The organism is Rhizobium sp. Leaf321 (assembly GCF_001423215.1).
Classification (GTDB): Bacteria; Pseudomonadota; Alphaproteobacteria; order Rhizobiales; family Rhizobiaceae; genus Neorhizobium; species Neorhizobium soli.
In genome coordinates, this window is the sequence record NZ_LMOF01000006.1 from 960,398 (window position 1) to 972,618 (window position 12,221).

Annotated in this window: 12 protein-coding genes and 1 pseudogene; 5 read left to right on the forward strand and 8 right to left on the reverse strand. The window is 61.7% G+C overall.

The window, feature by feature from the left end:
* Position 1: 1 nt before the first annotated feature.
* The 3 genes from ASF70_RS10950 to ASF70_RS10960 all read right to left on the reverse strand — a co-directional run bounded on the left by ASF70_RS10950 (position 2) and on the right by ASF70_RS10960 (position 2,194).
* The gene (locus ASF70_RS10950) at positions 2-1,018 is read right to left on the reverse strand and encodes an acyltransferase (protein ID WP_062579652.1); all 1,017 of its coding nucleotides are present in this window, start codon (positions 1,016-1,018) and stop codon (positions 2-4) included.
* Between the two features lie 134 nt (positions 1,019-1,152).
* Entirely contained in the window at positions 1,153-1,575 is a 423-nt protein-coding gene (locus tag ASF70_RS10955) for a SufE family protein (RefSeq protein ID WP_062579654.1), read from the reverse strand.
* Positions 1,576-1,756: 181 nt separating this feature from the next.
* Positions 1,757-2,194: a DUF5330 domain-containing protein gene (locus ASF70_RS10960; protein WP_062453479.1), complete on the reverse strand. Its 438-nt coding sequence runs from the start codon at positions 2,192-2,194 to the stop codon at positions 1,757-1,759.
* Positions 2,195-2,671: 477 nt separating this feature from the next.
* On the opposite strand from ASF70_RS10960, the gene ASF70_RS10965 reads away from it, so the two are divergent.
* Both ASF70_RS10965 and ASF70_RS10970 read left to right on the forward strand, forming a co-directional pair.
* Positions 2,672-4,258, forward strand: a complete 1,587-nt coding sequence (locus ASF70_RS10965) for a HAMP domain-containing sensor histidine kinase (RefSeq protein WP_244474009.1) — start codon at positions 2,672-2,674, stop codon at positions 4,256-4,258.
* Positions 4,230-5,411 (forward strand): peptidoglycan-binding protein, encoded by a 1,182-nt coding sequence (locus tag ASF70_RS10970; protein ID WP_062579662.1) that lies wholly within the window; start codon positions 4,230-4,232, stop codon positions 5,409-5,411. The genes ASF70_RS10965 and ASF70_RS10970 overlap by 29 nt, the downstream gene beginning before the upstream one ends.
* A gap of 31 nt (positions 5,412-5,442) precedes the next feature.
* Here the strand turns inward: ASF70_RS10970 and ASF70_RS24330 are convergent, their stop codons facing one another.
* On the reverse strand, positions 5,443-5,604 hold the full coding sequence (locus ASF70_RS24330; protein WP_092662461.1) for a Thivi_2564 family membrane protein: 162 nt from the start codon (positions 5,602-5,604) through the stop codon (positions 5,443-5,445).
* Between the two features lie 146 nt (positions 5,605-5,750).
* Here ASF70_RS24330 and ASF70_RS10975 point away from each other — a divergent pair, with 146 nt between their 5' ends.
* A complete protein-coding gene (locus ASF70_RS10975) occupies positions 5,751-6,101 on the forward strand; it encodes a DUF1491 family protein (RefSeq protein ID WP_062579664.1) in 351 nt (116 codons plus the stop codon).
* Positions 6,102-6,104: 3 nt separating this feature from the next.
* On the opposite strand, the gene ASF70_RS10980 is transcribed toward ASF70_RS10975, so the two are convergent.
* Positions 6,105-7,196, reverse strand: a complete 1,092-nt coding sequence (locus ASF70_RS10980; RefSeq protein ID WP_200943537.1) for a DUF2336 domain-containing protein — start codon at positions 7,194-7,196, stop codon at positions 6,105-6,107.
* A gap of 655 nt (positions 7,197-7,851) precedes the next feature.
* On the opposite strand from ASF70_RS10980, the gene ASF70_RS23960 reads away from it, so the two are divergent.
* A complete protein-coding gene (locus ASF70_RS23960; protein ID WP_156461810.1) occupies positions 7,852-8,025 on the forward strand; it encodes a hypothetical protein in 174 nt (57 codons plus the stop codon).
* A 17-nt stretch (positions 8,026-8,042) separates the two neighbouring features.
* Here ASF70_RS23960 and ASF70_RS10985 read toward each other — a convergent pair whose 3' ends face one another.
* A complete protein-coding gene (locus ASF70_RS10985; RefSeq protein WP_062580208.1) occupies positions 8,043-8,624 on the reverse strand; it encodes a DUF1254 domain-containing protein in 582 nt (193 codons plus the stop codon).
* The gene (locus tag ASF70_RS10990) at positions 8,621-9,205 is read right to left on the reverse strand and encodes a DUF1214 domain-containing protein (protein ID WP_062579666.1); all 585 of its coding nucleotides are present in this window, start codon (positions 9,203-9,205) and stop codon (positions 8,621-8,623) included. The genes ASF70_RS10985 and ASF70_RS10990 overlap by 4 nt, the downstream gene beginning before the upstream one ends.
* 196 nt (positions 9,206-9,401) lie before the next feature.
* Between ASF70_RS10990 and ASF70_RS10995 the strand changes: the two genes are divergently transcribed.
* A complete protein-coding gene (locus tag ASF70_RS10995) occupies positions 9,402-9,722 on the forward strand; it encodes a HigA family addiction module antitoxin (protein ID WP_062579668.1) in 321 nt (106 codons plus the stop codon).
* A 228-nt stretch (positions 9,723-9,950) separates the two neighbouring features.
* Here the strand turns inward: ASF70_RS10995 and ASF70_RS11000 are convergent.
* Positions 9,951-12,101, reverse strand: a pseudogene (locus tag ASF70_RS11000) (transglycosylase domain-containing protein); the annotation flags it as partial.
* Positions 12,102-12,221: the final 120 nt, after the last annotated feature.

A 12,221-nucleotide genomic window follows, 5' to 3' on the forward strand; every position in this document is an offset into this window, starting at 1 on the left:
GTCAGACCACAGCTATGGCTTGGCGCCTGCGAAACAGGTTGAGGCCGTTGATGTATTTCCGGGCCGGCTGCTCCACCCCGTAGAAGCTCACAAGCGTTGCCACAAACATCGCGGCGACAAGGATAGGCGTCGCCCACCAGGGAGCGATCTCGGCCACCTTGTAGAAGGGCTGCTTCCACAGATAGAGCGAATAGGACCAGATGCCGATCATGGCGAGCGGCTGGAACGACAGGGCGCCGAGCGCTGCCTTTGGCGCCAAATCGATCGTGTTGATGGCAAAGGCGAGAAGCAGAGTCCCGACCGTATAGCGGGCCATATCCGGCGCCGGCAGGATCCACAGCGACAGACCCAGGATGGCGGCGACAATGGGAGCTGCAGCCGGGACGCGAACCTTGTCGATGAGCACGAACAGCGCCACCGATGCAAAGATCGAGGCCATCCGCACATCGCTCAGCCAGTACACGCTCATGGCGCCCGGTTCGGCAAGACTGGTGCGGATCGCACCGTTTGCCATTGCGGCGATGGCAATTGCCAGGCTGACGAAAGCCGCAGCCCTCGCATTGCGGATGACGACGACGACGAGAAGGGCGAGCAGAACATAACTGTGTTCCTCGACCGACAGCGACCAGACATGCCCCAGCACCGACGACGTGTGGGTCCAGGCCTCGTAATAGTTCGTGGTGAAGGTGATCGCCGCAAGAAAGGCGGAAGGCTCCAGCAGGAGATGCAGCGGCGCGCCCGCAAGCCCGCCGACGACGGAGACGGCGAGCATCGCCGTGGCAAACACCAGGAGCGCCGGATAGATGCGGGAGAACCGACGCTGGAAGAAGGTCGGAATGTCGGTCTTGCGGACGAGCAGAATATCGGCCATCAGCCGTCCGCTCAAGACGAAGAAGAGTTCGACGCCGAGTGAACCGAAGGGCAGGAGCCCGCCTGAGAAATGGTCGGCGATCACGAACAGGATCGCGATGCCGCGCCATCCGTCCAGGTATGCGATACGGTTTGCCTGGTCCTGCATCCTGCTGCCCTGTGGTTGCTTTTAAACAAGCGAGTAGAGCATTAGTATAACAACGAGGATCGGCAGTCCTTCACGTCCGAGTGAGCGGGACTACTATCGTGCGACAGGGTTAATACCGGAAATCCGTGTCTTGATCAGGCGGCCTGCATTTTCACCGCTTCCTGACGGATGCGCTTGACCATCGAGCGCAGGCCATTCGCGCGCTGTGCCGAAAGATGCTCCACAAGGCCAATCTTGTCGAACACCTCGATGGCATCCGTGGAGGCGATTTCAGACGCATGCTTGCCGGAATAGACCGACAGCACGATCGCGACGAGCCCGCGCACGATATGCGCATCGCTGTCGCCCTCGAACGTCATTACGGGGTCGGCGCTGTCATCGCTGCCGTGGCTGACGACCCAGACCTGGCTGGCACAGCCCTGTACCTTGTTTTCCGCAGTCTTCTTGTCGTCGGAAAGGTCGGGCATGGCCTTGCCGAGCTCGATCACATAGCGATAGCGATCCTCCCACTCTTCGAGATAGGCGAAATCGTCGATGATCTGTTCGATGCTGGCCATGGCGTGCGGTCCCGTTTGCGCCTTCATATAGGCGGTCCGGGCCTCGATTAAAGCAAAAAATCGCCGTGAGGATGTTGGTCCTCACGGCGTCAGCAACAGGCTGATGAGAGTTAAGGCAGTCCGGCACCGGGAACCGTGGCACGAGACCCGGTGCAAGCTTTGAAATTCGTTGGAGAAGCGGTCAGAGCGTCGGGCGCTTGATCGGCACCGGAATGTTGCGGGGGATCGTGCCGGTCGCAACCTGCTCGCCGCGGGGGGTCTCGATGCTGATGTCGGAAAGCGAACCTGATGGCATCGGGGTGGCTTCTGGGTCGGCCTTCATGGCAAGCTTCGGCTGGCCGTCGCCGAACTGCTTGTCGAGAAGCTCGTAGGCGACACGGGCACCTTCCTTGGCGCGGACACCAAGCACGGCAAGCGTGTCGGCGCCCTTCTCGCAGACTTCGGGACGTTCGCTGCAGATCGCACTGATATACTGATAGGCGCCGCTTGCGGCAGACACCGCATCGGCCACCTGGAGCGGCGAAATGTTGGCGTCATCGGAGGCCGGCTCGGCGCTGAAATAGGACAGCACCACCAGAACGGCTGCGAAGAACACACTTCCCTTGATCAGAAACCACATCGTCTTGGTCCACCTGTTTTGCCCGTTTTCGGGCGTGCCGGCTAAGCTCCAGTCGTCTGGCTTGCCTGTTCCGGTCTTGGCGTCAATCTAGCCGCGGGGAGCGAACATCGCTTTGACGGGTTCGCTCGGGTTTTCGGCAAATTCGATTAAAATACGACCTTTCCTTGCTCGGGCGGCGGGGTGGACGGATGCTTCCGGACAATTTTAACAAACCGGATTAAGCATAAATGGGGCGGCCCGCCTACGCGCCAAGGGTTGTCGGTCCGCGGATCTGCCCCAATGGTTAATGTATCAGGAAAAATCAAACCAATTCCGACGCTTACGCCCTGTTAACCACAATCAGAAAACAAGCCGTGGATGTGTGCCAAAGCCGGAAAACGGGGCCCTGGACGGGGCTGCGGAAGCCTGTCTTTATAGTTTCCTTAAGCGCACGAGCCCTATTGTGAAGCCTCGAATATGAGACTGAGTAGGTTTTGCGTGCGCGTATTGAGTGACATTGCCGAGAGGGCGGTTCTGCTGGTTGACGGGGCTGCATCCCGTTGGCTGCGACGCATCGGCGAGGGCGAAACCGTCTCTGCCGCGGCCGTCGCGTCGCTGCGCCGGCTTGCCTTTTGCGGTGGCGTCGCCTTCGTTGCCGTGCCGGCTCTTCTCTCCGTCTTTATGAAGCCGGCACTGGCTCTGCCGCTTGGCGCAACCGTCGTTTCGGCGCTCTTCCTGATTCTCGCAGCGCTTGCCTTTGCATGGCCCCGCAATGTCGCCCGGCCGGTCGCCAACGCGCCAGCCGTCGATGATATCGCCTTTCATGCCTGCCCCGGCCTCGCCCTCATCGTCGATCCGCAGGGACGGGTGGTCAAGCTTGGCGGTCGCGACCACGCCGCGTTTCCGGACAAGCTCAAAGCCGGCCTTGGCGAAATGCTGGCCGAAATCGTCCATGTGTCCGATCGTCTGGCGCTTCTTCAGGCCGTCGATACGCTGCGCCAGGGTGGCCGCAACGCAATCGTCGACATCCGTGTCGAACGTCCCTTCAGCGCCGTCGGCGGCCGGCAGTTCCTGCATATGTCGTTCGACATGTCGGCCATCCGCGACGGCGAAGGCGATCTGGTCCAGATCTTCGTCCAGGCGCTCGATCGCAGTGCCGAAGAGCGCCTGCGGGTCGAAGCCGAAAATCGCACGATCGAGGCGCAGTCGGCCCATGAGGCGAAGTCGCGCTTCCTCGCCGCCGTCAGCCACGAGCTGCGCACCCCGCTCAATGCGATCCTCGGCTTTTCCGATGTTCTGGCCGGCGAATATTTCGGCAAGCTCGCCAATGACCGCCAGCGTGAATATGTCGGCCTCATCCGCCAGTCGGGCGGCCACCTCCTGTCGGTCGTCACAACCATGCTCGACATGTCGAAGATCGAGGCCGGCCGTTACGAGCTGCTCGCCGAACCCTTCCATATCAGCGAAGCGGTCGAAGCCTGCCGTGCGATGCTCGATCACTCGGCTCGCGAAAAGGGCGTCACGCTGACGGCGCGCACCAACCGCAACCTTGCCGAAGTGGTGGCCGACCGTCGCGCGCTGCAGCAGGTCCTGATCAACCTTGCCGGCAACGCCATCAAGTTCACGCCGGCTGGCGGCGTCGTATCGATCGATGCCACCGTTGTGGCCGGCAAGCTGGTGATCACGGTCAGCGATACCGGTATCGGCATCGCCGCAGACAAGCTTGCGACGATTGGCCAGCCGTTTACGCAGATCGAAAACGATTTGAGCCGCCAGTATGAAGGCACGGGCCTCGGCCTGTCGCTGGTCAAGGGCCTGATCGCCCTGCACGGCGGCCGCTTCACGATCGAAAGCCGTCTCGGCGAGGGGACCGTCGTCACGATCGCCCTGCCAGCCGATGGATCCGGCATCGAAGGCGCAGCCGTGGATGACGGTGAGGAGAGGGTGGAATTTCCGCCGCGCCTCATGATATCCAACAAGCCAGGCACGAATAGGCAGCAAGCCCACATCGCCCCCGAAATACTTACGACCATGATGGACGAAGAGGATTTTACCGATGGCCCCGCGAAAGCGAAAATCGCCTGAGAGGCGCAAACCGGCAAAACGGCCGGCGCTTGCCCTTCGCGCGGTGACCGCGACGGGGGGAATTGTTGGTGGCGTCGTGGGCGGCGTCCTGACACGCCATCCGCGTCCTGTGTTGGGCGCGGCAGGCTTTGTCGTTCTGTTCAGTTTCGTCGCCGCCAATGCGCTCTGGTATCAGCCGGGCGGACATCCGTCGCCCTTCCTTGCCACACGCGATCCGAAAGACCCGAACGCCATCGCCGGCTACCGGCCCTACAAGCGCATGCCGGCAGAAGACGTCACCACGTTCCGCATCGAACGGTCCGGCGATGCCAAGCCCGTCATCGAACCGGTCGAACAGCCTGCCGAGCAGACCACTGTCCAACCGGCTCCAATGCCGGCACCCATGCAGGCTCCCGCTGTCGATCCGATCACGACGCTCATCACCGCAGCACCGCCGGTCCCCGGTTCCGACGAGGATCGTGAGCTGGTTGCCGAAATCCAGCGTGAGCTGACGAAGCGCGGTCTCTATGACGGGGCCGATGACGGCGTTACCGGTCCGCGCACCCAGTCGGCCATCGTGCTGTATCAGCAGCGCATGGGGCTGCCGCAATCCGGCGAGGCCGGCAGCGATCTGCTGGCGGCGCTGAAGGCGGAACGCAAGCCCTCGACCGGCTCGCCCTCGAGCGCTGCCGTGCATGTCCCCGTACCCCAGCCATCAGTCGTTGCAAAACCCGCGGCTGACGAGACGGCCCGCGTGCAGCCAAAGCCGATGGCGCAGCCGAAGACCGTGCCTGCGAACCGGCCAGCCGAAAATATCAGTCTGAAGAGTGAAGACCCGGTGGCGGCGGCGATCCGCTCGTCCGAAACCGCAGGTTCGCGGTCGGGCCAGATCCGCATCCCGCCCGCGGATATTCCGACTGGCGGATTGCGTCCGTCGCCTGCGGTCGCGAAGTCGAACGCCGTCATGACGGCGGATATCCCGGCGCCGAAGCTCGTGCTGCAGATCCAGCGTGGGCTGCAGAACATTGCCTATTCGGATGTCGAAGTGGATGGGGTTGCCGGTGCACAGACGAAGGCGGCGATACGCCGTTTCGAAAAGCATTACCGCTTGCCGGAGACCGGTGAACCAAGCGAAGCGGTCTTGAAGAAACTGAAGGCGATCGGCGCGCTCTAAGCCTGAAGCCGCAAGCGCGCCGGGTCGGTTGTTAGAATACGGCCAGATACTTCAGCAGCGCGATGATGCCGATGATCAGCACGATAACCTGGATGATCTGCTTGATCCGTGCTTCGAGCGGCAGGCGCGCGACAAGATAAAGTACGAGGACGATCACGAGGAAGGTGATCAGAATGCTGATAAGAACGCTCAAGGCCCACTCCTTTTTGGCAAAAATGCGGTAGTGGGGTGGGAAATATGACAGCGATGCCAAAAGGAAAGGGTTGCCAAGCCTTTACCCTCACTTTCTTTTGATTATTTTCGCTTAACGATGCCGTCCGCAGCCGCTATGACGCTGCAATGCGCCTTAAAACCCACATATTTGTCTCCGCCCTGACCCGCCGCGTCTTTGCCATGGGCGACTACGCAGCGGTTGAGAAAAAGGGTGCCGAGGAGGCTGGTGCCATCTTCATCCGCCAACGCTTTCGCGATGGCACCGAAACGCTTTATGCGCCGGCACCGCAAAACTTCTTTGACGACGAGGACGATGGCGGGCGCAAGTTCGAACGGCGTCTGGTGCGGGCAGAGCCCGATACGGTGCGCGAGACGATCGTTCGCGAAAAGCGCTTCGACCCGGATCTCTGGGTGGTCGAGATCGAGGTGGACGAGATCGGCGACCTGATCGAGGTCGTCAGCGCCGATGCTCGATAGGCCTTACCGGCCGCGGCCGGCGCGTCTCATGCTGGCCGATGTACGGAATGGCCGCTCGGCCTCTTCGGTCGCGTGGGGGGCAGGGGCCTCGACGGGTTGCGCAACCGGTCGCTCCGCATAAGTATAGCCGTCGGCCCGGCGCCAGGCTTCGAGCCTTCGTCCGCATTCGTCGATATCGAGAACCAGCCACATGGCCGTCGCCCGGCTTGCACCGTCAAGCTGTTCGTGTGCGAGGTGACCGTAGAACCTTTCCAGCACGAAGACGGCTTCCGCTTCGTCCATGAACAGACCCTTGAGCGTCGTCGCCAGCTGCTGGCCGGAGATATCGAGCATGATCCGTTGTGCGAGCCAGCGGCTGGCCGACAGCGCGTCTGCCAGAACGCCGGCAAACAGCGTCGCCTCGCGGGCACGGGCAAATCGGACCAGAAGGGCGGCATGCGTTTCGCTGAGCTGCCGCAGACCCTGCCGGTCGTCGCTCTGGCGTTCCATATGGCCGGCCAGAAGCTTGATGCGGCGGCGCAGCTCCTCTTCGCGCGCAGCCCGGGCTTCCTCGGGCAGCAGAAAGTCGTCTTCGGCCTTTGGGGTTTCGACCGGCGTGTCTGCCGGGGGTTCGACCACGGTCGACATGGCCTCGATCGCGGCAGCGGGAAGCTCGCGCCGTTCGGTGATCGGCCTTGCGATCGTATCATAGCGCATGCCGACCAGCGCATCGATGACGATCGGCGACAGGCTTTCGCGCTTGGCGATCGCGCGGGCGTGGTTGACGCCCTGGCTGCGGGCGATGGTGATCAGCGCATCGTTGGAAAGGCAGGGCGAGGCAATCAGGAAGGGTGCGGCGACCGCGATCGGCTGGCTTCCGATAAAAAAGGCGACGGCCGGCGGAATGGCGGGTGATTGCGAAAGGGCTGCCACCGCATCGCGGCGGGCTTCTTCCGAAGAGGCGGCAAACAGCGGTGCGAACAGCTCGGCGAACTGTCTCAGTTCGGAGCGGGAAGGACGCGACAGGCTTTCGAAGCTCGTGACGGTGGCCATCAACACCACATCCTTTTTTCGCATGGCTTGTGGCCTCTCAAGGTCTCGAAACTCGTTGGTCACGGGCAACTCTCATCTACGCAATACATGTCCGAAACGCGTGATGCCGCCGGGGTAAACACGCGCCCCGGTGCATCTCATCTACCTGTGCCTGGGGAACTCCCCGGAGCATATTCCGCCGGATGCAGCTGTCTCTCGCGCCGCACCCGTCGGTTTCGCCTTGGTTTACCAGATGCTAACGCTTTGAGGGTTAACGGTCAGTGAAAGCGGCTCGTTTTGGCGCACCGATGACCGTTCGAAAACGACAAAATCGTGCCGTTCGAAGACTGTGAAGTTTGAATGACGCGGTGAACAAAGATGCCGTTTTGGCGTTCATCAGCCTGATACCAGCATACGTCGATATCAACTGCCATATTAGAATTAACTCACTGTTAATCCACGTCTGGCTGTATTGGTCTGTAACCGCTGCGTAGCATCCGGTTTGATAAGCGACGGGGCACCCTGAAAGCCCGTTAAACGGGGTAGATGGCCCGAAGGCTCGCATAACGACCGTGAGGTCGCTTTTCTAAGGTAATGTCGCTGCGCCGCGATTGGGCGCTCTGACGAGAAGGACGCGGATGTTCCTGCCGTATCAGGCAGGTCGCGTCAGCCCCGAAAGGGCAGGGTGAGATATCTTCGTCTTCATCCGTCTCGAATTCGTAAAGTCACGGAGACGAGCATGGCAGAGATCGTGATACTGAACAAATGGCGTGACCAGCATGGCCGCAAGCCGCAGATCCGCATCGGCGAGGCCGATCCCGGCGAAGTGGTGCTGTTTACCGGCGTGCGCTACGAGCGTTTCGACGACCGGATGGACCGCAAGGCCGAAAACCACGCCGTCCGCGCCGAGTAGGCCGGTACGAAACGGACCTAGAAGCGGCTTCTGCCGCGCCACTGGAACGCGCCACAATCCGCGTCCTTCAGGAACTGTGTGGCTGCCTCAGAAAAACTCGCCTGCGGCGTCAGCGCCCGCAGCACTGCATAGCCTTCGCCCGACTGGCTCTCGACAAGGATCGACTGGCTGATGCCGGTGGGCAGGCTTTTGCGCAGCATCGTCATCTGCGTCGGTGTCGCGATCACCACATCCAGCATGCCGCCCGGCGACGTTCGGTCGTTGATGCTGAACACCTCGTTGGACGCCCCGTCATAGATCCCGAGCGACCAGAACGGCAGGCCGGTATTTTCAGCCGTCAGCCTGACCGGGCCTTCCGATACGTCAAAACCGCAGACCGCGGTCTCCACGAAGGGATCGTCCTTGGAAAGACCGGCCCGGTCCGCCGTTTCGGTCAGTCGGTAGAACCGTTGCGTTTCGCCTTCCTTCAGCACCCGCGTATAGGCATCGTTTTCCGAAAAATGCGGCAGTGCCAGCACGATGATCAAATGCAGCAGTGCTGCCCCGACCAGTCCTGACGCGACAGCAAACGCCAGACCTGTGAAAAACCGCCGGATCATGGGCCGCATCCGATCTTTTCAATGAGCGGCATGGCAAGGTCGATCAGTCCGGAACTGCCCGCAGTCGGCGTGTCGAACAGGGTGAGGACGAGCCTGAAGTCCCCGCTTTGTGTGAGAGCCAGCCAGTTGCCGGACTTGGCCGTCGGCGATGCGGTGATTTCGAACTCGCCATTCGGCTGGCGCAGCGTGATGCGCGAATTGAGCGCCTGCGGCAAATCCGACGACAGCGAGGGTGAAGCAGCCCCGGGCGCCTGCGCAAACAGCGTCCAGAACCGTGCCTGCGGCGTATGACCCCGGATCCTGTAGGAGCAGCTTGCCACAAGCCGCTCGCCTGTCATGTCGGTCGTCGCGGTAAAGGTCAGGCCTTCGGCGCTGGCATAGAGAAGCTTTCCGGCATTGGCCCGGTGCGATTTGGCATAAGGGTCTGCATCGGCCGTCTGCGCCTGCGGAAACGCCTCCCAAGGCCCGATCCGGAGCGCCCCGAACCCGGTCGTCGCATCAAGCGCCAGCCGGGTCGACCAGATCCCGCCGCCGAATGCGATGGCAAGTGCAACGGCGATGAGGAAGGGGATACGGAACACGGGATTGGCTTTGTGTCTTTTTGGAGCGTTCGCGAAGGGTTAGCATTGTTTGGCGGGAAGGGGAAAGGGCCTCGCGCGGCATATTGAAATCTATGCCGATCGATCCGGCCCGGCCTGCAGTGTCGAGATGGAAGTAACGATCCCCATCGAACGGAAATAGTGAATAGATTTCGTCTGAACTGATGGAGGCCTGAGCATGTTGAAATCGTCAATTACCAAGGCTGATGCTGAATGGCTGCCGAACCCGCATCCCGGCGAGATTCTTCTGGAGGATTTCTTAAAGCCGATGCAGCTTAGCCAGAACGGGCTTGCCCGTGCCGTCGGTGTTCCACCCCGGCGCATCAACGAGATCGTGCTTGGCAAGCGCTCGATCACAGCCGATACGGATCTCCGTCTGGCACGCTATTTCGGCATGTCGGAAGGCGTCTTTCTCGGCCTGCAGGCTGATTACGAGCTTCTTCGCCGCCGCCGCGAACTCGGAGATGAGCTCGAGCGGATCACCCCGCGCGCTGCCTGACGCTCAACCCACCTAGCGCCGCACTTCCAGATTGATCGGCGTCACCTTTGCCGTCGACTGTTTCGGCTGATGCCGGGTCGATATCGAGCCCGTCACGGGACCGGCTTCCGGCACCGACGCCTTGTCGCTTTGGGTAGCGGCGCCCTGGACCTTGTCACCCTGAATAGAGGTTGCCTGTCCGTCGACAGCTGGCTTGCCGGCATCGGCGACCTTGGGGCCGCCCGCTGTAAGCGGTGGAGCCTCGGACAGCGCCTTGCCGATCTGCTTGAGCGTTCTGGTGGCTTCGGCCGAAAGCGAGCGCGGTCTCTGCAGCGGCGGCAGGGCATTCTCGCCTTCCTTCGCTTTCGCAATTTCCTGGCTCTTCTTGTCGCTCTTGTGGTCGCCGTTCGGCAGTGGGTTTTCGATGCCGGGAATTGGTTTCAGCTCGATCCCCTGATGGGCGTAGTCCATCAGCACCTTGAAGGTCATCGCCGGAAGCGAGCCGCCGGTCATGTTGTTCATCGAGGTGAAGTCGTCGTTTCCGAACCACACCGCCGTCGTGTAATTGCCGGTAAAGCCGATAAACCAGGCGTCGCGATAGCTCTGCGAAGTGCCGGTCTTGCCGCCGGTGACGATGCCGCCATCGAGTGCCGCGCGTCGCGCCGTGCCCTGATAGGGGATCGTCGTCAGGATGCGGTTCATCGATGAGGTCGCCTGTTCGGACAGAACCCGCTTCGCCGGCGCCTCGTCGCGGCCGAAATCGTAGAGAATGTTGCCGCCGTAGCCCAGAACCTGCTCGATCCCGTGGCGATGCGATTGCACGCCGCCGGCCGGCATCACCGCATAGGCGGTGGCCTGGTCGAGTACCGTTACCTCGGACGTTCCGAGCGGGATCGTCTTGTCGCTTCTGAGCGGCGTCTCGACACCAAAAGCCTTTGCGGTGTTGACGATGACGTCGGTGCCGAGCACATCCTTGGCAAGCCGGACAGGCACCGTATTGAGCGATTGCTGCATGGCGCTCATCAGGGTCACCTTGCCCTTGTAGGAGCGACCGTAATTTTGCGGCGACCAGCCCCGCCAGGTGATCGGAGCGTCTGAAATCACCGACTCCGGCTTGTATCCGTGCTCCATCGCGGCGGAGTAGGTATAGAGCTTGAATGACGAGCCCGGTTGTCTCAGCGCCTTGGTGGCACGGTTGAACTGGCTCTCGCCATAGTCGCGGCCGCCGACCATGGCGCGCACGCCGCCGCCGTTTTCGATCATCACCATGGCGCCCTGCTTCACCTTGAAGCTGTCGCCGTATTCGCGAAGGCTGGTTTCCATCGCGGCATCGGCTGCCTGCTGCAGGCCCATGTCGATCGTGGTCCTGACCACCATCGAATGCTCGCGGATCTTGCCGGCCTTGGCCAGCCGCTGCACCTCGTCGAAGGCCCAGTCGAGGAAATAGTCTGGCGACTTGACCTCGGCGCGGTCGATCGCGGTTGCCGGCGTGCGGCGTGCCGCGATCACCTGGCCCTCCGACATCAGGCCTGACTGTACAAGGTTGGACAGAACGTCGTTGGCGCGGGCGCGCGCAGCCGGCAGGTTCACATGCGGCGCATATTTCGCCGGTGCCTTGAACAGGCCGGCCAGCATCGCGCTTTCCGCAAGGCTGACTTCGGTAATGTTCTTGCCGAAATAGAACTGGCTTGCCGCGGCTGCCCCGAACGTGCCGCCGCCCATATAGGCGCGGTCGAGATAGAGCGACAGGATCTCTTTCTTCGAAAGGTTCGCCTCCAGCCACATGGCCAGAAACGCTTCCTTGATCTTGCGCTCGATCGACCGTTCGTTGGTGAGGAACAGGTTCTTCGCCAGCTGCTGGGTGAGAGTCGATCCGCCCTGGACGACGCCGCCGGCCTTGGCGTTTTCGGAAAGCGCGCGGCCGAGGCCGATGAAGTCGATCCCGTAGTGATCGAAGAAGCGGCGGTCCTCGGTCGCCAGCACCGCCTTGATCAGGTGGTCGGGCAGTTGCTCGATCGGAACCGAGCCTTCATGGATGATGCCGCGATGGCCGATGACGTTGCCGTAGCGGTCGAGAAAGGTGACGGCGAAATCGCCCCGGTTGCGCCAGTCTTCCTTGGTTTCTTCAAAGGCTGGCTGGGCAAGCGCCAGAAGCGCAACGCAACCGACCGTGCCGAGCGTCATAGCCTCGCCGGCAAGCTCGAAACCAAGCTTTTTCAAGCCTGTAACGCGGAACCGCCGGAAGAAGATGGTGATCTCTTCCCAGACTTCGCCGGCCCGGAAACCGAGGTTCCAGACAGTGGAATCGATCCAGCTGTCGATCCGCAGGAGGATGTGGCGCTTCTTGCGCGAGGAGCCGGAGCGCTCTTGCTTAACCGGTGATTTCGGATGGTCCTGCACTGGAAGTTCCTGCCCCATTTCCCCCATCGCCCGATGAGAAACGCTTGACGCCGACCCCCCGGAGGGATCAAAGGCATGAGCGTCTCACCGTTATTCAGCATTAGCTGACAAAAGGTTTAT

What these genes read in the sequence shown, in the direction of transcription:
- ASF70_RS10950 (WP_062579652.1), bottom strand. Translation starts at nt 1,018, where the DNA reads ATGCAGGACCAGGCAAACCGTATCGCATACCTGGACGGATGGCGCGGC.
- ASF70_RS10955 (WP_062579654.1), bottom strand. Translation starts at nt 1,575, where the DNA reads ATGGCCAGCATCGAACAGATCATCGACGATTTCGCCTATCTCGAAGAG.
- ASF70_RS10960 (WP_062453479.1), bottom strand. Translation starts at nt 2,194, where the DNA reads ATGTGGTTTCTGATCAAGGGAAGTGTGTTCTTCGCAGCCGTTCTGGTG.
- ASF70_RS10970 (WP_062579662.1), top strand. Translation starts at nt 4,230, where the DNA reads ATGGCCCCGCGAAAGCGAAAATCGCCTGAGAGGCGCAAACCGGCAAAA.
- ASF70_RS10975 (WP_062579664.1), top strand. Translation starts at nt 5,751, where the DNA reads ATGCGCCTTAAAACCCACATATTTGTCTCCGCCCTGACCCGCCGCGTC.
- ASF70_RS23960 (WP_156461810.1), top strand. Translation starts at nt 7,852, where the DNA reads ATGGCAGAGATCGTGATACTGAACAAATGGCGTGACCAGCATGGCCGC.
- ASF70_RS10985 (WP_062580208.1), bottom strand. Translation starts at nt 8,624, where the DNA reads ATGATCCGGCGGTTTTTCACAGGTCTGGCGTTTGCTGTCGCGTCAGGA.
- ASF70_RS10995 (WP_062579668.1), top strand. Translation starts at nt 9,402, where the DNA reads ATGTTGAAATCGTCAATTACCAAGGCTGATGCTGAATGGCTGCCGAAC.